This is a genomic window from Sphingopyxis sp., from assembly GCF_035944815.1.
Taxonomy (GTDB): domain Bacteria; phylum Pseudomonadota; class Alphaproteobacteria; order Sphingomonadales; family Sphingomonadaceae; genus Sphingopyxis.
Genome location: NZ_DASZAU010000001.1, coordinates 14,085 through 33,085 on the forward strand (window position 1 = coordinate 14,085; position 19,001 = coordinate 33,085).

The 19,001-nt window shown below is 64.3% G+C and carries 26 protein-coding genes; 14 read left to right on the forward strand and 12 right to left on the reverse strand.

Annotation, left to right across the window (positions count from 1 at the left end; all coding sequences use genetic code 11):
- Window position 1 precedes the first annotated feature (1 nt).
- The 5 genes from VGU00_RS00065 to VGU00_RS00085 all read left to right on the forward strand — a co-directional run bounded on the left by VGU00_RS00065 (window position 2) and on the right by VGU00_RS00085 (window position 3,496).
- Window positions 2-1,066, forward strand: coding sequence for a ribonucleotide-diphosphate reductase subunit beta (locus VGU00_RS00065; protein WP_327464233.1), 1,065 nt, complete (start codon window positions 2-4; stop codon window positions 1,064-1,066).
- 125 nt (window positions 1,067-1,191) lie between these two features.
- A complete protein-coding gene (locus VGU00_RS00070; protein ID WP_327464235.1) occupies window positions 1,192-1,422 on the forward strand; it encodes a hypothetical protein in 231 nt (76 codons plus the stop codon).
- Between the two features lie 66 nt (window positions 1,423-1,488).
- Window positions 1,489-1,713, forward strand: a complete 225-nt coding sequence (locus tag VGU00_RS00075) for a hypothetical protein (RefSeq protein WP_327464237.1) — start codon at window positions 1,489-1,491, stop codon at window positions 1,711-1,713.
- A gap of 67 nt (window positions 1,714-1,780) precedes the next feature.
- Complete coding sequence (locus tag VGU00_RS00080; protein WP_327464239.1) at window positions 1,781-2,836, forward strand: ParA family protein; 1,056 nt, start codon at window positions 1,781-1,783, stop codon at window positions 2,834-2,836.
- The gene (locus tag VGU00_RS00085) at window positions 2,837-3,496 is read left to right on the forward strand and encodes a hypothetical protein (RefSeq protein WP_327464241.1); all 660 of its coding nucleotides are present in this window, start codon (window positions 2,837-2,839) and stop codon (window positions 3,494-3,496) included.
- Window positions 3,497-3,531: 35 nt separating this feature from the next.
- On the opposite strand, the gene VGU00_RS00090 is transcribed toward VGU00_RS00085, so the two are convergent.
- Entirely contained in the window at window positions 3,532-4,029 is a 498-nt protein-coding gene (locus VGU00_RS00090) for a hypothetical protein (protein WP_327464243.1), read from the reverse strand.
- A 118-nt stretch (window positions 4,030-4,147) separates the two neighbouring features.
- On the opposite strand from VGU00_RS00090, the gene VGU00_RS00095 reads away from it, so the two are divergent.
- The 5 genes from VGU00_RS00095 to VGU00_RS00115 all read left to right on the forward strand — a co-directional run bounded on the left by VGU00_RS00095 (window position 4,148) and on the right by VGU00_RS00115 (window position 6,616).
- The gene (locus VGU00_RS00095; RefSeq protein WP_327464245.1) at window positions 4,148-4,708 is read left to right on the forward strand and encodes a DUF4440 domain-containing protein; all 561 of its coding nucleotides are present in this window, start codon (window positions 4,148-4,150) and stop codon (window positions 4,706-4,708) included.
- A 234-nt stretch (window positions 4,709-4,942) separates the two neighbouring features.
- Window positions 4,943-5,176, forward strand: coding sequence for a hypothetical protein (locus VGU00_RS00100; RefSeq protein WP_327464247.1), 234 nt, complete (start codon window positions 4,943-4,945; stop codon window positions 5,174-5,176).
- Window positions 5,177-5,247: 71 nt separating this feature from the next.
- Window positions 5,248-5,859 (forward strand): hypothetical protein, encoded by a 612-nt coding sequence (locus tag VGU00_RS00105; protein ID WP_327464249.1) that lies wholly within the window; start codon window positions 5,248-5,250, stop codon window positions 5,857-5,859.
- Window positions 5,860-5,934: 75 nt separating this feature from the next.
- Window positions 5,935-6,090, forward strand: coding sequence for a hypothetical protein (locus VGU00_RS00110; RefSeq protein WP_327464251.1), 156 nt, complete (start codon window positions 5,935-5,937; stop codon window positions 6,088-6,090).
- A 145-nt stretch (window positions 6,091-6,235) separates the two neighbouring features.
- On the forward strand, window positions 6,236-6,616 hold the full coding sequence (locus VGU00_RS00115; RefSeq protein ID WP_327464253.1) for a hypothetical protein: 381 nt from the start codon (window positions 6,236-6,238) through the stop codon (window positions 6,614-6,616).
- Window positions 6,617-6,772: 156 nt separating this feature from the next.
- On the opposite strand, the gene VGU00_RS00120 is transcribed toward VGU00_RS00115, so the two are convergent.
- Together VGU00_RS00120 and VGU00_RS00125 are read right to left on the reverse strand one after the other, a co-directional pair.
- Window positions 6,773-8,338 carry a sulfatase-like hydrolase/transferase gene (locus VGU00_RS00120; RefSeq protein ID WP_327464255.1) on the reverse strand — a complete coding sequence of 522 codons (1,566 nt, stop codon included), beginning with the start codon at window positions 8,336-8,338 and terminating at the stop codon, window positions 6,773-6,775.
- Window positions 8,339-8,504: 166 nt separating this feature from the next.
- Complete coding sequence (locus tag VGU00_RS00125; protein ID WP_327464257.1) at window positions 8,505-8,744, reverse strand: DUF2171 domain-containing protein; 240 nt, start codon at window positions 8,742-8,744, stop codon at window positions 8,505-8,507.
- 138 nt (window positions 8,745-8,882) lie between these two features.
- Between VGU00_RS00125 and VGU00_RS00130 the strand changes: the two genes are divergently transcribed.
- Window positions 8,883-9,674 carry a hypothetical protein gene (locus VGU00_RS00130; RefSeq protein WP_327464259.1) on the forward strand — a complete coding sequence of 264 codons (792 nt, stop codon included), beginning with the start codon at window positions 8,883-8,885 and terminating at the stop codon, window positions 9,672-9,674.
- A gap of 10 nt (window positions 9,675-9,684) precedes the next feature.
- Here VGU00_RS00130 and VGU00_RS00135 read toward each other — a convergent pair whose 3' ends face one another.
- The 7 genes from VGU00_RS00135 to mnmA all read right to left on the reverse strand — a co-directional run bounded on the left by VGU00_RS00135 (window position 9,685) and on the right by mnmA (window position 14,342).
- Window positions 9,685-10,182, reverse strand: coding sequence for a thermonuclease family protein (locus VGU00_RS00135; RefSeq protein ID WP_327464261.1), 498 nt, complete (start codon window positions 10,180-10,182; stop codon window positions 9,685-9,687).
- A 221-nt stretch (window positions 10,183-10,403) separates the two neighbouring features.
- Window positions 10,404-10,715, reverse strand: coding sequence for a hypothetical protein (locus VGU00_RS00140; RefSeq protein ID WP_327464263.1), 312 nt, complete (start codon window positions 10,713-10,715; stop codon window positions 10,404-10,406).
- A gap of 56 nt (window positions 10,716-10,771) precedes the next feature.
- Window positions 10,772-11,464, reverse strand: coding sequence for a DsbA family oxidoreductase (locus tag VGU00_RS00145; protein ID WP_327464265.1), 693 nt, complete (start codon window positions 11,462-11,464; stop codon window positions 10,772-10,774).
- Between the two features lie 32 nt (window positions 11,465-11,496).
- Window positions 11,497-11,637, reverse strand: coding sequence for a hypothetical protein (locus tag VGU00_RS00150; RefSeq protein ID WP_327464267.1), 141 nt, complete (start codon window positions 11,635-11,637; stop codon window positions 11,497-11,499).
- A gap of 143 nt (window positions 11,638-11,780) precedes the next feature.
- Window positions 11,781-12,539 (reverse strand): hypothetical protein, encoded by a 759-nt coding sequence (locus tag VGU00_RS00155; RefSeq protein WP_327464269.1) that lies wholly within the window; start codon window positions 12,537-12,539, stop codon window positions 11,781-11,783.
- 174 nt (window positions 12,540-12,713) lie between these two features.
- Complete coding sequence (locus tag VGU00_RS00160) at window positions 12,714-13,139, reverse strand: hypothetical protein (protein ID WP_327464271.1); 426 nt, start codon at window positions 13,137-13,139, stop codon at window positions 12,714-12,716.
- 60 nt (window positions 13,140-13,199) lie between these two features.
- The gene (mnmA, locus tag VGU00_RS00165) at window positions 13,200-14,342 is read right to left on the reverse strand and encodes a tRNA 2-thiouridine(34) synthase MnmA (protein WP_327464273.1); all 1,143 of its coding nucleotides are present in this window, start codon (window positions 14,340-14,342) and stop codon (window positions 13,200-13,202) included.
- 144 nt (window positions 14,343-14,486) lie between these two features.
- On the opposite strand from mnmA, the gene VGU00_RS00170 reads away from it, so the two are divergent.
- The 3 genes from VGU00_RS00170 (at window position 14,487) to VGU00_RS00180 (ending at window position 15,658) form a co-directional block, all read left to right on the forward strand.
- Window positions 14,487-14,873, forward strand: a complete 387-nt coding sequence (locus VGU00_RS00170) for a hypothetical protein (RefSeq protein WP_327464275.1) — start codon at window positions 14,487-14,489, stop codon at window positions 14,871-14,873.
- Entirely contained in the window at window positions 14,870-15,169 is a 300-nt protein-coding gene (locus VGU00_RS00175) for a DUF1153 domain-containing protein (protein ID WP_327464277.1), read from the forward strand. The genes VGU00_RS00170 and VGU00_RS00175 overlap by 4 nt, the downstream gene beginning before the upstream one ends.
- Window positions 15,170-15,364: 195 nt before the next feature.
- Complete coding sequence (locus tag VGU00_RS00180) at window positions 15,365-15,658, forward strand: hypothetical protein (protein WP_327464279.1); 294 nt, start codon at window positions 15,365-15,367, stop codon at window positions 15,656-15,658.
- Window positions 15,659-15,898: 240 nt separating this feature from the next.
- On the opposite strand, the gene VGU00_RS00185 is transcribed toward VGU00_RS00180, so the two are convergent.
- Together VGU00_RS00185 and lepA are read right to left on the reverse strand one after the other, a co-directional pair.
- Complete coding sequence (locus tag VGU00_RS00185; protein WP_327464281.1) at window positions 15,899-16,576, reverse strand: GNAT family N-acetyltransferase; 678 nt, start codon at window positions 16,574-16,576, stop codon at window positions 15,899-15,901.
- A gap of 268 nt (window positions 16,577-16,844) precedes the next feature.
- Window positions 16,845-18,668 carry a translation elongation factor 4 gene (gene lepA, locus VGU00_RS00190; RefSeq protein ID WP_327464283.1) on the reverse strand — a complete coding sequence of 608 codons (1,824 nt, stop codon included), beginning with the start codon at window positions 18,666-18,668 and terminating at the stop codon, window positions 16,845-16,847.
- Between the last annotated feature and the right edge of the window lie 333 nt (window positions 18,669-19,001).

The window sequence follows — 19,001 nt, forward strand, 5'->3', positions numbered from 1 at the left end:
CATGCCTCTTCTCGAAGCCCGCAAGACCTACAAGCCCTTCGAATATCCCTGGGCGTTCGATTTCTGGAAGCGCCAGCAGCAGATCCACTGGGTGCCCGAGGAAGTGCCGCTGGGCGAGGATTGCCGCGACTGGGCGCAAAAGATCAGCGATCATGAACGCAACTTGCTCACGCAGATTTTCCGCTTCTTCACGCAGGCCGATATCGAGGTGCAGGATTGCTACCACGAAAAATATGGCAGCGTGTTCAAGCCGACCGAAATCAAGATGATGCTGACCGCGTTCAGCAACATGGAGACGGTGCACATCGCGGCGTACAGCCATTTGCTCGACACCATCGGCATGCCCGAGAGCGAGTACGGCATGTTCCTCGAATATGACGAGATGCGCGCCAAGCACGACTATATGGGCACCTTCGGCGTCGAGAATGACGAGGATATCGCGCGCACGCTCGCGATGTTCGGCGGCTTCACCGAGGGGCTCCAGCTCTTCGCCAGCTTCGCGATGCTGATGAACTTCCCGCGCTTCAACAAGATGAAGGGCATGGGCCAGATCGTCAGCTGGTCGATCCGCGACGAAAGCCTCCACTGCGAAGGCATCATCAAGCTGTTCCACACCTTCACCAAGGAACGCGGCTGCCTGACCAAGGCGGTGAAGGAAGACATCATCGACACCTGCCAGAAAACGGTGCGGCTCGAGGATGCGTTCATCGACCTCGCGTTCGAACAGGGCCCCGTCCCCGGCATGACGCCGAAGGAGATCAAGCGCTACATCCGCTACATCGCCGACTGGCGCCTCGGGCAGCTCGGCTTCCAGCCGATCTACATGATCGACGAACACCCCCTCCCCTGGCTCGCCCCGCTCCTCAACGGCGTCGAGCACGCCAACTTCTTCGAAACGCGCGCAACCGAGTACAGCAAGGGCGCGACGCGCGGCGACTGGAACACCGTGTGGTCGAGCTTCGACAACCGCAAGAAGGCGAAGACCGGCGACGAAGCCGCCCCCGCTAGCGACGCCGAAAACGACGGCGAAGACATGTTCGCCAAAGCCGGCATCGCCGCCGAGTAAGCCCTTTCAAACCCCTCCCGCCTGCGGGAGGGGCAGCGAAACTTGCGGGCTCCGTCCGCTAGTTGCAGCGGGGAGGGCCAGCAACGCCGCCACCCCCGCGCAACGCAAAGAGTCAGAGGCCCAAAATGACCGAAAAGAAAAAAGAAAAACTGCTGATCCTCAGCCAGCCGCAGCGCGCGACCCTCGAAGGCCTCTCGAACCGCCGCCCCCAACTCCCAACCGACGCGGTCCGCGACGAACTCGTCACGCTGGGCCTCGTCGTCAAGCAGGGCGCCAAATGGGCGCTGACCCCGACGGGCAAGAAGGTGCTGGCAGCCAGCTCGAACCGGCGCAACTCGGGCGGGTTTTCGGTTTGAGTATTGGAGCAAACTTTTCCAAGCGATCGCTAGTGACAACTCAGCAAATTTAGCGGAGTTTTACATATGCTCTCAAACAAACCCATTGATGATCTCTGGCGCGTGGCTGCGGCGGGTGGCGGGCTAGATTTCGATGCAAGTCGATACAGTACTGACCAACTCTGGCGTTTGGCAGCTGCCGCCGGTAATAGTGGAGCGAAACTAACACTTAGGAAAGTAGGTGATCGCGCGACAGATGATTTATGGAGATTGGCTGCCGCTGGAAAAGGGAACGTCGTGCTTTCTGATTGATCACCACGTTCTAATCAATAAAAATCCCTAGTCGTGCAGCATCCAGTCGACCGTAAGGAGCGCGTAAGTGGTCAAAATTCTGTCTCTCTACAACCATAAAGGCGGCGTTTCTAAAACCACGACCACCTTCAATTTAGCCCACAAACTTCGGGACCGAGGCCACAAGGTTCTAGTGGTAGACGCTGACCCGCAGTGCAATATGACAGAACTAATGCTTGCTCAGAGAATAACCGAATTAGATGAGAAATCTGAACAAACAGGTCAAGAATATCAACTCGAAGGAACCACTCTTCTTCAAGCTCTCAAACCTCGAATAGAGGGAACAACCTCGGAGATTGACATCGACGCCGTAGAACTCATCGAAACAAAAGAAAATTTGTTTTTGCTACGAGGAGACGTAGGGCTGAGCGATATTGAAGACGCTTTGTCAGAAGCCCATAGCCAAAGATTCTCTGACAAAATTCATGAAAAAAGGACCTATGTAGCGATCGGAGATTTTTTCGAGCGAATTTCTGATAAATTGGGTTTTTCATTTATTCTGATCGATGTAGGCCCTAGCTCTGGAGCGATTACGCGCGCGTGCTTTTTGACATGCGACGGCTTCTTTGTCCCGACAGTTCCGGATCGCTTTAACGTCCAAGCATTGGGCACGCTCTCGGCGATTTTTGATCGCTGGTTAAAGGAGCACAGCCAAATTGTTGATGACTTTATGGCACTCGGCCTCCCTGTTCGACCCGGCCGGCCTAAGTTTCTTGGAATGATCGTACAAAACTTTAAGAAACTTAGCGGTGTCCCAAAAAAGGGATATAAGTTCTGGATGGACAAGCTGCCGCTAAAATTTGCAGACAAACTCAAGCCCACGTTGGAAAAATACTCCAAGGATGGTGTAGATCTGACCTCCGGGTACGATGCCTCAAATTGCGCGGTCGCTGCCATTCCTGATTTCGTAAGCCTTGCTCCGCTAATGCAAGAGCTTGGAAAGCCCGTTTTTGGCATAGAGCAGGCTGATTCGAAGGCCATTGGGCCCCAGTGGCAAGGGAACGTCTGGACAGACAAAGTTGCAAGAATGGAAGAATTCAGCAAAGAATTTGACATACTAGCTGAAATTTCAGAAAAAATATAAATGAAACTCGATTATTACTTCTTGTCATTTATAGACATATTAGGATTTTCAGAAATGGTAAAGTCAGACTGCCATTCTGGAAATTCTGGACCTATATTTCTTCCATTGATAAAAGAAACCTTATCTGAAGCTAGGAAAATTCAACTATCTGAAAATCAGAAACTAATTCAGTTTTCTGATTCTATTATTGTATCACGCCCATTCAAACCAGATTCCGGGGCATTCAAAGAATTTCTTAATTCGATTTCTCTCCTTCAATGCCTCCTATTCAGGAAAGGAATACTTTGTCGCGGAGGAATTGCACACGGAAAGCACTCGGAGGACGATGACATCATTTTCAGCCAAGCGCTCGTCGAGGCATATAGAATTGAGAACTCCATCGCCCAGTTCCCCAGAGTTGTCATTTCTGACGATCTTCTGAATTTATTTTCTCCTAATGGACTTCCCTTGGCAACCGATACGGATGGCCTGACGTTCGTTAATTACCTCCTTGGTATAGAGCCGGCCGAGATAGACGACCTCTTATCGAATGCGCTAAGCGCCACGAAAAGTGGCGGAGCTCGAGTAGCAGCTAAGGGGCGCTGGCTCGTTGACTATTGCAGGTCGGTGTTCCCGGATGTTGCAACGGAAGCCCCAAAGAGCATCGCTTTCCATCACTGACGATTGGTCAATTCGGCTAAAAATGCTTAGCCCCCTCAATGCACCGTAACCGGCTCCAACCGGCCGCCCACGCGCGCCACCGCGAACATCACCCCGTCGCGCACCACCTCGGGCGCGCCGTCGAGCAGGTAGAGCTTTGCCAGTTCGCGCGTGACCTCGCTGTCGTCGTCGACGACCAGCCGCAGCGACTCGAGCCCGCTGTTGCCGCGCGCCACCACGACGTCGCGGACGAGCGACAGCGGCCAGCGCGCGCTCGAACCGCGATAGAGCATCACCCCGTCGTGGCGCACATAGGCGTGGCGGCGGCGCCACACGCCGATCCAATAGGCCCACAGGGTCAGCACCGCGGCGATCCCGAGCAGGACCAGCGGCTGTCCGAACACCATGTTGCGCAGCGCGTCGAGCGGATCGCCGCCCCAGTGGAGCCGCGTCAGCAACATGCCGAGCAGCAGCGCGCACAGCGCCTGCCACGCCACCAGCGGCGCCGCACGCAGCCTTGCCACCACCACCATATTCCGGTCCGCATTCGTCATCGCGGCACAGATAGGGACGGTCGCCGCGCCGCGCCAGCCTTCCCCGCCGCCGCGCGATCGGGATTTGCTCCGCATGCGATTTGCTGTATTATATCACCGATACAGTAAGGATGATGCCATGCCCGTCTCGCTCCTGTTCGCCGCCGCCCTCTCCGCCACCACCCCGGCCGCGCCCACCGCTCCCGCCCCGATGCCGACAGGCGACGCGCTGACGAACGCGATTGCCGACGGGGACGCGCGCCTGTTCTGGGCGGCGTTCGAAGGCTGCACGCCGCAGGCGCTGACCGACCTGCTCACCCCCGATTACCGCATGATCCACGACAAGGGCGGGCTGTCGGCGAAGGACCGCGCCGACATGGTCGCGGGGTTCGAACGGCAATGCGCGCGGCGGCGGCCGGGCGGCGCGGACGCGGGGTACAAGAACCGCCGCCAGATCGCCCCCGGATCGCGCATCGTCCGCCCGATGGGCGACTGGGGCGCGCTCGAGGAGGGCGCGCATGTCTTTTTCGAATGGACGCCGCGCGCGCCGCGCTGGACGCTCGTCGGCGGCGCCAAATATATGAATGTCTGGCAATGGATCCCCGCCGAGGGCCGTTTTCGCCTCGCGGAGAGCCTCAGCTACGACCACGCCCCCGCCGCGCCCTATCCGCCGGCGGGGACGGAAACGGCCACGCCCTGAAGCGCGCGACGCCCGCCGGTGCAAAATAGGACCGGCGCCCCCTTTCCTACATTGCCGCCGCGTGCCAGCCTTCCGCCGCTGGCTCTTTGACCTGTCGAATCCTTTGCCCCGCGCCGCGCCAAACATCGCACGGCGCGCGATCTTTGCCATCTTTGGTCGGGCGCCGGCGGTCCCAACGCCTCCTTAACGACTGCCGCGCTAAACCGGCGCGCGATCCTATCGAAAAGGCCCCGCATGACCGACCTGATCGCCTATATCGTCATCGGTTGCGCGATCCTGATGGTCGGCGCCGTGCTCCACGACCCGATCGGCATCTTCGTCGATCTGTGCAAACAATCGCGCGAACCAGCCGAAGAGGAAGCCGCACAGCAGGAACGGCTGGCGCGCAAGATCGAAATCGCCGAACAGGCGGCCGCCGCCAGCGCGCGCGGCGAGGCCTTCGTCCCACCCGCCGACTGGGCCGATTGACGGGCGGCCGCCCGCACGCGCTTGACAGTCCGCACCGCCGCGCGCACCCAGAGCCGGGGGAGGGTCGCCACATGCTGTCGCGTCATCGCATTATCGTCGCGGCGACCGCCGCCGCCATCGCCGCGCTTGCACCACCCGCCGCCGCGACCACGATCGTCCCCTTTCCGCCGCACAAGGCCGAGCGCGCGTGCGGGGTGCTTGCGGGCGTGCTCGCGCGGCTCGCAACCGCCGAACGCCGCGATCTTACCGACCTCCTGCCCGGCATGCAGGTGACGACCGATGCGCTCGGCCGCGTGCAGACGACCGAATGGGACGCGCTGCTCGCGGGACTGCGCACGCACAATGGCAAGCCCGACAAACTGCCGATGCGCCTGATCGCGCTCCGCCGCATCGACGATCGCAACGAAGAGACCGTCGCCCTCTATGTCGCGCGAGTCGAGCGCGAACGCTGGGAGCTGCATCGCTATGCGGGCGACGACGGCATGCTGATGCCGATCTACAAACCCGACCCGCATTATGAAACCGCGCACCACACATGGCTCGTCGGCTTTCGCGGCAACCAGGTCGTCAGCCTGCGCGAGGCCGACGAGCTTTATATACTCGGCTTCGACAAGGCGACCGACTGCCGCGGCGCGGTCGATCCCGAGGCGCCGGTCGCCGTCGTCGTCCCCGGAAAGGACTAACCGGGCCGCGCGCGCGGCAGGCCGGTACCGCGCCCCGGCGATCGCTGCTATAGTCGCCGCGAAAGGAGAAAGCCCATGCAGGCCGTAACCGAAGGCGACCGCCGCAAGGAGGTCCGCACCCTCCTCGACCAGATCCAGGCGCATCCCGAACGCGACTGGACCGCGGCGCGCCGGCGCCTCGCGACGCTCAACAAGCTGATCGCCGGGCCGCCGCGCCAAAATCCGCACTAAGCGCACCCCACAGGCGCATCCGTCGGCCGCTCGTCGCGCCCGCGCCGCCGTCCGCCGCAAGCACGCGGGGGCGGAAGCAACAAGCGGGCAAGCTGCCGGTTTCTCCATCGAAGCATCGAATCGATGCCGGATGATGGAGACCGACATGCGCAACGCCCCCGCCCTCATCGCGCTCGCCCTTTTCGCCGTGCCCGCGCTGGCCCAGCCCGCGGCCGACCCCGCCGCCAGCGCGGCGCAGCCGGTCGATAGTGCCGCCGCCAAGGCAGTCGACGCCGCGAACCTCACCCTCGCCACGCGCGAACAGGTGCGCGCGGGCGCCGAGATTTACGGCACCGACGGCCAGAGCATCGGCACCGTCCAGAGCGTCGACGGCGATACCGCGATCGTCGTGCGCGAAGGCAAACTCTACAACGTCCCGCTCGCCGCCATCTACCATGGCGCGGTCGGGTCCTCGCACGGCCTCGTCACCAAATTGTCGAGCGCCGAGATCGAAGCGCGCACGACGGCCGCCGTCGAATCGCGCTAGCCAGCAACAGCGGCGGCGACCCCTCGCAGCGAGGGATGTTGCCGCGCTCGGGGAGCCGGGTGCACCCGGCTCCCCTCAGCAGACCGCATCGCGCCAGCGATCGGGGAGGGAGCCGGGATGCCGGCTCCCTTTCGCCGTTCGGGGCCGGGCGCCGTTTCAGCGTCCGGGGAAATCGGGGCCGGCGGTGACGTCGATCCGTCCGTCGCCGCCCGTCGGGATCACCGTCCGCCCGAACCACACGAAGCGCGCGGTAGGCTGCGTCAGGTCGTTGTCGTATCGCGCCGCGACCGCCGCCGGATCATACCCCATCCAGATCAAAGTCGCGGGAAAGATCTGGCTTGCCGAATGCCCCGCGCGCGGCGCCGCCGCATAGCGCGCCGCCGACACCGCGGGCAGGAAGGTCAGCAAGGGCACGCGAAATTCGTCGGCGACCGCCTCGCGGCTGCAATGCGGCAGCGCGCCGGGCGCCAGATTCTGCCCATGGTCGGACGTATAGACGATCGCCACCGCCTCGCGGTCGACCCCCGCGAGCAGGCGCCCGAAGAACCGCCCCTTCGACCAGGTCAGCGCGGTGTCATATTGCAGCGCGACCGGGCTGCGCGCAGGAATCGCGCCCGCCGGATAATGATCGCGATACTGGAAATGCACCCCGCGCAGCACCGCATAGGTAAAGCTGCGCCCGCCAGCCTTCAGCCGCGCATTGAGCGCATCGGCGATCTGCAGGTCGGCGTCGATCCCGCCGACCATCGGGCGATATTCGTCGATCAGCGCGCGCTCGGGCGGCAACATCAGATTCTGCGGCGCGCCCGACGTCTGCGCGTCGATCAGCGTCGTCCGGTACCCCGCCGCCTTCGCATAGGCCCAGATCGGCGCCGTCGCGCGCAGGTCGGTCCGCGGCGAGGCACGGCGGACGTCGACCCCCGACCGCAGCGCGACCTGCGCCGGAGCGCTGCAATGGCCGAGCGCCGCCGCGATCCCGAAGTCCTCATGCGGCACGCCAGTCAGCTTCGGCGCGATCAGGCGGCGGAACGGCGCCTCGGCGACGCTCTCGTCGACCACCCACAGGATGTGCCGCGGGGTCGCGATAGCGCGGTCGGGCGTGATCGCGGGCGCCGCGCGCGGCGGCGGCGGCGGCGCCCGGGCGATGTCCCAGACCAGCCCGTACAGGCTGCGCTCGGCGCCCTCGGGCCACACCGGGCTATGGCGATAGATCGGACCGGGCGCGATCAGCAGGACCAGCAACAGCGCGGCCACACCCTTGCCCCACGGCATCGGCATCGCCCCGCGCGCCAGCCGCCGCGCCGCGACGAACAACGCCAGCGCGATCAGCAGCTGCGCGACGATCCACAGGAAATCCCCCGCAAATTCACCCGCCGCATTGCCCGCCTGCCGCATCTCGGCGACCATCCAGGCGAGCGATCCCGCGTCGAGCAATTCGGGGATGATCTGCGTATAGCCGATATTGGCAAGGATCGATGCGCCGGCGAGCGCGAGCAGCAATACCGCCCAGCGCCGGGGAAAGAGAAACAATGCGCCCATGAAAGTCAGGGCTTGGAACGACAGGAACAGGAAAGCGGTAACCGATCCCCTGACATCGCCCGCGGCAAAGCGATAAGCGACCCCATGGATCAGCTGGAAGCGGTTGGCGACCGCATAGCCGAGCGCGAACAGCAGCACTGCCGCTGCCAGCCGCCAAAGCCCTGCGCGCCTCGCACGCGGCATCCCGTCCCGTTGCCCGATACCCATCGCCTCGGCGCCTTATGGCCAAGGCCTTGAAAAATCACAAATGGCGCGAAGGCGCGCAAGAAAATGGCCCGCCCCCGCACAGGGGACGGGCCAGTTCGGTGCCGGCGCGCCGGATTACGCCGCCGGCCCTCTGTTGTTTCGGCTATTCGGCTTCTTCGAACAGGTCGACCGCGTTGGCCGCGTTCGCCGACAGGCGGACCGTGTCGCCCTCGACCGCAGCGACAAGGCCGGCGGGCAGATAATGATGCTTGCCGTCGACGCTGTCGGCCCTGGTCAGCTTGATGCGTTCGCCGTCGAGATGGTCGACGGTCCCGATATGGACGCCGTCGGCGCCGATGACGTTCATATCTTCCTTGATCGCGCTATGGTCATGCTCTGCCATCGTCATTCTCCTTGCGCTCCGGGAGGGGGAGCCTCGCCACCATACGCATCGAAAGCGAGTCGGCTCCATAGACCAGGACGGGCTGCCCCAAAGCCGCGCCCGCTTTCCAAGCGCGCCATGCGGCGCTAGGTTTCGCCGATGCGTTTGCTCATCCCGCTCGCCGCACTCGCGTGTCTCGCTGCGCCGGTCCCGGCCTTCGCCTGCTCGGTCGCGCCGGGCTACCGCGTCCCGACCAACCTCGAACTCGTCGAGCGCGCCGACCTGATCCTGCTCGGTACCGTCACCGCGGGCGACTTCGCGCCCGACAGCGGCGAGGAACAGATGATCGCGGTCGAACCGGTGGAGGCGCTCAAAGGCGCCACGCCCAGTGGCCCGGTGGCATTGCCCGCCACGATCGCGACCGGCGCCGAAATGCTGCTCAGCAATCCCTATGAGCTCCGCGAAGCGCATCCACAGAGCTTCGCGGGCGCCTGTACGCGCTATGTCTTCCCGCGCGGGTCGCGCGTCCTCTTCTTCCTCGATCGCGAGGACGGCCGGTGGCGCGAGGCCGGCGGCCCGTTCAGCCGCTGGGCCGAAGATGTCCTGACCGACGACGCGCCCTGGTTGCAACTCGTCCGCTTCTATATCGGCGTCGCGAAGCTTCCCGAGGAGGAACGCGCCGCCGCGCTCGCGGCGCGCCGCGACGAACTGGGGGCGCTCGGCGACGATCCGGTCGCCCAGCTGCTCGCGGCCGATATCGATCGCCAGCTCGCGGGACCGAACCCGCCGCTGCGCGGCGAACTGCCGCCCGTGCCAGACGCTTCGGATGCCGAAAGCGCCGCAGCGGCGGTCGAAGCCGCCGCCGATGCCGCCGCGATCGCCGACGAGGCGGACACCGAGACCGAAACCGATGCCGAGGGCACCGATCCCGCGGACGAACCGCGCGACTAGCGTCGGGTTTCTAGGAAGCCCCTCCGCACCATGGGCGCCGCGCGCCCTCCCAGGGCCGCGCCAGCCCCTCGTCGACCAGCATCGATCCGACGCTTGCCCCGCCGCGCGTGACGATCCGCAACTTGCGCCCGTACCGGTCGCTGTCGCGCCCCATGCTCTCGAGGCTGAAGGCGCCGTCGTTCAACCATTGCTGCAACCGCTCGGTCGCCGCGCCGCCCAGCGCAGCCTCTTCGGCGCATCGCGCGGGATGCGTTTCGGGGGTGTCGATGTCGGCGACCCGATATTTTTCCCCTGCGAACCAGAAGGTGTCGCCATCGACGACACAATTGCTTCCGCCGCCGCTGTGACAGAAAGAGAAATGCGCCGACAGCGTATCGGTCTCGCCCCTGTCGGGCACCGCCGCGGGACCGTCGCCCGCGAACAGCGTCGCGACCGGCGTCGCCACGCCGTCGACCTCCACCGGAAAGCGCTGGAAGGTCGCCAGCGCCGCGACGAACGCGACTGCCATGACGGGCGCCAGCCACAAATTCGACCGCGCTGCGCGGCGCCGCGAGACGGGTTTGCGGCGACGCGGGGCGCGCCGCTGCCTGTGCTGGAAATCGGGACCGGACATGCCCCGACCCTAGCGAGCGAGGCTTAGCGAAATCTCAACAAGGCCGCTCCGCAATGACGGACAAAGCGCGGCAATCGCATTCACTGCGGCGCCATTTCAGCACCTGTATCGCCCGGTCAGGGCGCGCCGCGCGGCGCGTCGTCTTCGACCCCGCCGGGGCCCAGCTCGTCGTCCTCGTCATCGTCGCTGCGCTCGCCGCGATAGGCGTCCATGTCGATCCGGCCCGATCGTTCCATCTGGCGCATATGGTCGACCAGATCCTGCACATCGTCGCTTTCGCCGCCGCCCGGCTTCTGGTCGCTGTCGGCCAGCCGCGCCTCGCGCCGCGCGGCCTCCGCCACGCTCTGCGCCTGCGCCGCCTCGTCATCCTGCTCGCGGTTGTGCGCCTCGGGCGCGTCGGCTTCGGGTTTGCGGGGATCGTCGATCATGGCCGGCTCCTTTTGAGGGGGTCGCCGGGAAACGCACGGCGCCGTGCGGACGTTCCTCAGGCGGCGGCCGCCAGCACCTTCGCCTCGATCACGCGGATGAAGACCTCGGGGTCCTGCGCCCCGGGGATCAGCATCCGCCCGCCAAAGATGAAGGCGGGCACACCGGTGATATTCTGGTCGGCCCAATAGGCTTCCTCGGTGCGCACCATCTCGCCGAACTCGCCCGACGCGAGGATCGCTGCGGCGCGGTCGCGGTCGAGCCCGACCGATACCGCAACGTCGGCCAGTACCTCACGATCGCCGACATCGCGATTGTCAGTGAAATGCGCGGTGAACAGCGCGATCTTCAGCGCCGTCTGAACCCCGGTCGGCCCGGCCTGCTCTGGCTCTTCCCTCGCGCCCGCCCAGGTCAGCAGGCGGTGCGCGTCGAAACTGTTGCGCATGCGGAAACCGGGCCCGCGGTTGAAGGCAAAACCCAGCTCGGCGGCGACCCCGGCCATCTTCCCGCTGTTCGCGCGGCTCTGCTCGGCGCTGATGCCATATTTGCGCATCACATGTTCGGCGGCATCCTCGCCCGCCGCCGGCATGTCGGGATTGAGCTCGAAGGGGTGCCACTGGACACGAAAATCCAGCCGCCCCTCGAAATGCTCCATCACCTTGCGGAATTTCAGCCAGCCGATGATGCACCAGGGGCACATCACGTCGGACACGATGTCGACGCCCAGGCGCGGGACGCGCGGTTCAGTCAAAGCCGATCTCCTGCCGGCGCGGCGCGCCGCGCTCAATCGGCCGCGCGGCGATCCTTGCCCGTTCGCCGGTCGCCCTTGCGGCGATCCGGTCCGTTGTAATCGGGGTCGTCGCCCTTGCGCCGGTCGCCCGCGCGCCTGTCCGACCGCTCCCGTTTGTCTTCATTGTCTGCCATATGCTTCCTCCCCACCCAAAGGAAAACAGAAGCGACCCGGCGTACAGTAACTCACATAATGGTCAAAAAGACAAGTAATGGCCGAAATCCGTGGAATATCGGTGCGCCGTTGGGCGCGTTAGCAGTGGACATCATTCGCCGGCTCATTTCGGTTCGGGATTGGGTGCCATCCAGAGCTTTTCATGCGGAAAAGGAAAGCGGATTGAAGCCGCCCATTTTTTACCGTCTATTTCAACGGCGCCCTTCTCATTCCGGCGCTTCAGGAAACCGCGCAGTTCGGCCAGTTTGGACGACGGCATGAAGAGGCTGAACGAATCCTCTCCCCGCCTGATGGTCTGGGGATCGGAAAGGCCGGGCCATTCCCTCGGCCATCTCACCGACGGTTCGGGCGCATGGTCATATGGCCAGATCATCACTTCTATATTTTCCGGTAGCCAGGTCCGGCTTCCGGGATGCCGAAATTTGGTCAGCATGTCGTATGCGGCGGCGATTTCCCTCGGTATCTTCGCACGGACATCGCGGTCTTCAAGCGAGCCATATACCGACACAAAGACGGGCTTTGCAGTCCGATAGACAAGCAGGTCCTGTTCAGGCTGGTCTGTCGCATTCTCGACCTCGAAACGCCCGTGAGATGGCGCTAGAGCTTCAAGGTCAAGTCGATCGAGAAACCGGTCGAGCTCCTCGCCGGTCAAGCGGACGGTACTGAAGCCGTTCGCCGTTTTCTGAATGACGGTTCCATCGACATAAAGCGCGAACCTTGGGGAGTCCGATCCGATCACCTCCGCCCAAGGGTCGCTTTCGAGCAATACGACCAGCGGACCGGGCACGCTCGATTGCCGGGCTGCGGCAAGCGTCAACGGTCGTTCGAAGAACGCGACCTGACCTGCTTCGGGCACGACCATTTTCTGTTCGCCCCCGGGGGCGCCGGAGGAGGGGGAGCAGCCGACAAGGCACAAAAGCGCAAGCGGGAATATCATGCGTGTAGCACCCGGTATCCCCCACCTTCCTTCGGAGCCCTTTCGACCGGCATATTGCATAATCTACGTTACCGGTCGAAATCGGCCAATCGCGCCGCACTAGAACCGCACATCAGCCGCGGTATCGGACGCCGCCGGCGCCGGCCGCGACAGCACCCACCAGCTTCCGATCATCAACAGCACCGACAGCGCCTCGACGATCATGCCTTGCACGATGCCGAAATTGGTCGGATCGCCCATCGCGACGCCGAGCAGCCTTCCCGCCAGCGCGGTCCCATACAGCGCGGCGGGCACCAGCAACGCGCGCACCCATGCCGGGACCAGCGCCCCCAAAGCCGCGGCGGCGGCCGAAACGAGGAAGAAGGACGACAGGTCCGCGCGCAGCGTGTTGATCGCGACGCCGCTGATCGTGAAGCCGAAGGTCTCGGTATAGGTGGCGGGGTCGAACAGCCCGCGTGCGCCGACGATCGCAAAGAAAGCCGCCCACAACAGGACGGCGCCGCGCAAGACCATGTTGACCATCATTCTTCTCCCTGTTTGCCGGCAAGCTGCGGCATCGGGGAAGAAAGTTCAATCTATTCCGCGTTAAAGATCGTCGGAGGAGAAGGTCTCTTCGATCCAGCCGCCGCCCAGCACGCGCGCGCTGTCGGCCGCACCGTACAGCACCGCCGCCTGCCCCGGCGCGACGCCATATTCGGACGCCGCGAAGATCAGCCGGTCGCCCGCGACGCGCGCGGGGACGGGCTTCGCCATGCTGCGCACCTTGGCCAGCACCTCACGCCCTTCGACCGCCGCCAGCCAGTTCGCCTCGCCCAGCCGCGCGCCCGACACGGCGAGCGCACTCCGTGGCCCCACGACGACTTCCTTCTTCGCGGCGTCGAGCCGCACGACATAGAGCGGCTCGGCCTGCCCGCCGATCTCGATCCCGCGCCGCTGGCCGACCGTATAATGGATCAGCCCCTTGTGCGCGCCGAGCAGGGTGCCGTCGACATGGACGATCGCGCCCTGATCGTCGGCCTCGGGGCGCAGCTTCTTCACCAGCGTCGCATAGTCGCCGTCGGGAACGAAACAAATGTCCTGGCTGTCGGGCTTGCCCGCAACGCCGAGCCCGAGGTCGCGCGCAATTTCGCGCACCACGCTCTTTTCGAGTCCGCCCAGGGGAAAGCGCAGGAAGTCGAGCTGATCCTGCGTCGTCGCGAACAGGAAATAGCTCTGGTCGCGCGCCGGATCGACCGCGCGGTGCAGCTCGGCGCCCGCGGGGCCCATGACGCGGCGGACATAGTGGCCGGTCGCAAGGCAATCGGCGCCCAGTTCCTTCGCCAGCCGGAACAGGTCGGTGAACTTCACCCCCATGTTGCAGCGCACGCAGGGGATCGGGGTCCGCCCGCTCAGATATTCGTCGGCGAACTGGTCGATCACCGTGTCGCGGAACCGGCTTTCATGGTCATAGACATGATGCGCGAAGCCCAGACGGTCGGCGACCGCGCGCGCGTCGCGGATATCCTGCCCGGCGCAGCAGGCGCCGACGCGCTTCGCTTTCGCGCCATGATCGTAAAGCTGCAGCGTCACGCCGATCACCTCGGCGCCCGATCGCGCGGCGAGCGCGGCGACGACGCTCGAGTCGACTCCGCCCGACATCGCGACGACGATTCGCCGGTCCTTCAGCGGCGAAGCGAGCTGAAAGTCGGCCCGGTCGAACCCGGCAGGAGAAGAAATCGTCTCGATCATGATCGGCGCCATCTAGGGATGCGCGGTCCAAAATACCAGCTTTTCCGCCGGACATGTCAAGATATTGACGGGGGTTAAGCTTCGCTAACAGGGACTGAAACGGGCATTTACGGGACCTTAGCTCCTCTGCGCTACACCGGCATCATGAATGTCGCCCCGTCAGAATTTCCGCGCCTCTCCGGTGCCGCCCGATTGTCGAAGCCCGGCTTCGACATCATCATGGCGGTGTCGGGCGCGCGTCAGGCGATGCTGCCGACCACGCGGCTGGTGCGGGCGGAGGCGGTGCGCGAATCGCATGCGGCAACGCTTAACGCGCTTCGCCACATGCTCGGCGGCACGCGCCCGATGACGGAACAAAAAGCGCCGCGCGTCGTTCGGTTCCTCGACCTGTCCGACGATGTGAACGCCCTGCCCGAAACTATGAACAGCCTGTTTACCAGAGGGCTTCAGCCGATGTTGAATCCCGCTGCTCTAGATCGAAAAACGTCGGACACACCCCCATCCGACGGTAAGAATGTGGAATCAATATGATCGAGAATCAGAAAATCCGGCCCGCACAGGTCATCGGCCCCTTGGGCGAACCGCTGACGCTGGACTCGCTGCCTCCTGCCACGACGACCCGCTGGGTCGTTCGCCGGAAGGCAGAGGTCGTCGCGGCGGTTAACGGCGGGCTCCTGTCCGTCGACGAAGCGTGCGAACGCTATGGGCTGACCCTCGAGGAATTTGCCGGCTGGCAGCGGTCGATCGACCGCAGCGGCATGCCCGGACTGCGCGTGACGCGCATCCAGCATTATCGCGATCTCTACGAGCGCCAACAGCGCTTCTGAGCCGCGGGACCGGACCAGAGACGGGAGAGGGCGCTTCAGGCGCCCTCTTTTTTGCCCTCCGTCCGCAGTCCAGCGCGGCACAGCGCCCGGAAACCCAAAGAAAATCCGTATGATTACAATATCATGACAATTTCCCTGCAACCCTCGCGTTCATCCCGCGTTAAGCCCCCGAGTCAACTTTGGGAGTCACTCGAAATGCGCAAGATGTTCATTACCCTCGCCGCCACCTCGGCCCTCGCTCTCGGCGCCTGCCAGAGCCCGGCCGCCGACAAGGTCGAGGATCAGGCCGAAGCCCAGGCCGACGCGATCGACGCTCAGGCCGACGCAATGCCCGAAGGCCCCGCCAAGGACGCGACCGAAGCCAAGGCCGACGCCGTCGAAGCCGCGGGCGAGGAAAAGGCCAACGCGATGGACGACAATGGCGAGATCGCCCCGTCGGAAACCGGCGCGGCTCCGGCCACCCCGCCGGCCGATCCGGCCAAGAAGTAAGGCCGAAACAAGGGCTGCCTCCCCTAAAGGGCAGGGTGAAGGGCGCCGGTCGATTCCGGCGCCCTTTATCGTGCGCGCGATATTTTTTACCCAGCGCCCCGCGCGATGTGACCGCGGTCACCGCCGCGACGCGCGCGGACGGCTATTCGGTTCATGTGGGCCGGGACTGCTTCTGCACCCGCTCCACGGCCCCACCCTTCCGCCGCCGTCTGCGACCCGCGGCGGCGGAGGGGACTAGGGTCAGCAGCCTTGGCCGCCCGTCCCCGCCACCCGATCGGGGCGTTCGCCGGCCGCGCGCTCCAGCGCGCGCAGCACATCCTGCACCCCCGGCGCATCGCTGTCGGCGCGCAGCGACGCAATCCCCGCCGCAACGTCGAGCTCATATTCGGCGACGCCCGCCGACTCGCCCGCCCACGCCGCGCCGAGCGATTTGACCAGCCGCCGCGCCGCGGCATTTTCGGACAGCATATGTACGTCGAGCACGTCCAGCCCTTCGGCGTGGCAATGGACGAGCAGCGCCGCGGTCATCATCCGCGCCAGCCCCAGCCCGTGAAATTCGTCGAGCACCGCGACCGAAAATTCGCCCACCGGCCCGTCCGCCCGGTGGCGCACCGCATGCACCGCACCGATCGGCGGGCGCCCCGGGCATTCAACGCAGATCGCGCCCCACGCGATATGGTCGTGCCCGTCGACATCGGCGAGTTTCCGCACCACCGCATCGGGCAGCACCGGTGCGGGCGAGAAAAAGCGCAGGTAGCGCGATTCCGCCGACAGTTTCGCGATCCCCTCGCGGATCAGCGGTGCATCGTCGGGGGTGATCGTGCGCAGGCGCACCGCGGTCCCGTCGTTGAGCGCACAATGCACGACGATATCCTCGATCCGCATGCCCGCACCTGCCTCTCTGTCCGTCCCGGTCATCGCGGCCTCCTGCGGCACGCACGATAGGAAGGCCGCGCCGGGCTGGCAACCGCGTCGATTCACCCTTTCCTGCAATGTTCCAATATGGTTCTTCAGTGAAATTTCAGCGAACCAAGGAGTGTCGACATGCGACAGGAAATCCTGCCGAGGCTCCCCGCCGCCGCGCGTCATCCCCGATCCGCAGCGCCCCGACAAAGGCCTCCTGCAGAATGTTCACATTCCCATACTCGCCCACCTGCCCTCTTCCTGCTTTGACGAAAAAAGCGGATTAAGCGTCGTCACCCATGCGGAGTGCGGCGATGAACGCTTCTTGCGGGATGTTGACGTTGCCATATTCGCGCATCCGCTTTTTGCCCTCTTTCTGCTTTTCGAGCAGCTTCTTCTTGCGGGTCGCGTCGCCGCCGTAGCATTTGGCGGTCACGTCCTTGCGCAGCGCGGCGATGGTTTCGCGGGCGATCACTTTCCCGCCTATGGCTGCCTGGATCGGGATCTTGAACATGTGGCGCGGGATCAGGTCCTTCAGCCGCTCGCACATGCCGCGGCCGCGGCTTTCGGCCGAGCCCCGATGCACGATCATGCTCAGCGCATCGACCGGCTCGTTGTTGACGAGGATGCTCATCTTGACGAGGTCGCCGGCGCGGTGGCCGATCTGGTGATAGTCGAACGACGCATAACCGCGGCTGATGCTCTTCAACCGGTCGTAAAAGTCGAACACCACCTCGTTGAGCGGCAGTTCATAGGTGATCTGCGCGCGGCCGCCCACATAGGTCAGGTTCTTCTGCACCCCGCGGCGGTCCTGACACAGCTTCAGGATCGGCCCCAGATAATCGTCGGGCACGTAAATCACCGCCTCGATCCACGGCTCCTCGATCTCGTCGATGCGGTTCGGGTCGGGCATGTCGGCGGGGTTGTGGAGCTCGATCTCCTTCGCCGCCTCATTCTTGGTGTGGCCGAGCTTCAGCTTGTACACCACCGACGGTGCGGTGGTGATCAGGTCGAGGTCATATTCGCGCGTCAACCGCTCCTGGATGATCTCGAGGTGGAGCAGGCCGAGGAAGCCGCAGCGGAAGCCGAAACCGAGCGCGGCCGAGCTTTCCATCTCGAACGAGAAGCTCGCGTCGTTGAGGCGGAGCTTCTGGATGCTCTCGCGCAATTTCTCGAAGTCGTTCGCGTCGGTCGGGAACAGGCCGCAGAAGACGACCGGCTGGACTTCCTTGAACCCCGGCAGCGGGTTCGCGGCGGGTTTCTTGGCGTCGGTCACCGTGTCGCCGACGCGCGCCTGCGCGACGTCCTTGATCTGCGCGGTGATGAAGCCGATCTCGCCCGGGCCGATCTCGGTCAGTTCCTCGCGCTTCGGCGTGAAACAGCCGACGCGGTCGATCAGGTGGGTGGTGCCCGCCTGCATGAACTTGATCTGCTGGCCTTTTTTCAGCACGCCGTCGACGACGCGGACGAGGATGACGACGCCCAGATAGGGGTCGTACCAGCTGTCGACGAGCATCGCGAGCAGCGGCGCCGCGGCGTCGCCCTTCGGCGGCGGGATCTTGGTGACGATCGCCTCGAGGCATTCCTCGATCCCGATCCCTGATTTGGCCGACGCGAGCACCGCGTCGTCGGCGGGCAGGCCGATGATATCCTCGATCTCGGCCTTCACCTTGTCGACGTCGGCCGCGGGCAGGTCGATCTTGTTGATCACCGGCACGATCTCATGGTCGTGCTCGATCGACTGATAGACGTTCGCGAGCGTCTGCGCCTCGACCCCCTGCGCCGCGTCGACGACGAGCAAGGCGCCCTCGCACGCCGCAAGCGACCGCGACACTTCATAGGCGAAGTCGACGTGTCCGGGCGTGTCCATCAGGTTGAGCTCATACGTCTCGCCGTCGTGCGCCTTATACTTCAGGCGCACCGTCTGCGCCTTGATCGTGATCCCGCGCTCCTTCTCGATATCCATATTATCGAGGACTTGCGCCGACATCTCGCGCGCGGTCAGCCCCCCGGTGAACTGGATCAGCCGGTCGGCGAGCGTCGACTTGCCGTGATCGATATGGGCAATAATGCTGAAATTGCGGATGTGCGAAAGAGGCGTGGTCATGCGCGGCGCACTAGCAGGCGAAAGCGGCGCTGTCAGCAGCGTCTTAAAGCCACAAAAGCCCCGCATAAGCGGGCCGGTTTTGTGGCTTTTGTGGCCTTAAGGAGACAAAGGATACGGACGCGCGCGATGAAACTGTCGCCTTTGTCGCTTTAAGCACGGGTCAAAGGTCGCGAAGGTCACCCACGGCGCGCATGGGCGAAACATCGCAAAGGTCGCACGCCGGCGCGATGTTTCGCGCGGGCGGCGGGGCAGCGGATTTGGACGAGTCAAAGAGCCGGAAACGCGAACGCTGGCATGGCGGGGTAATGTAGGAAAGGAATTTTTTGCAGATAT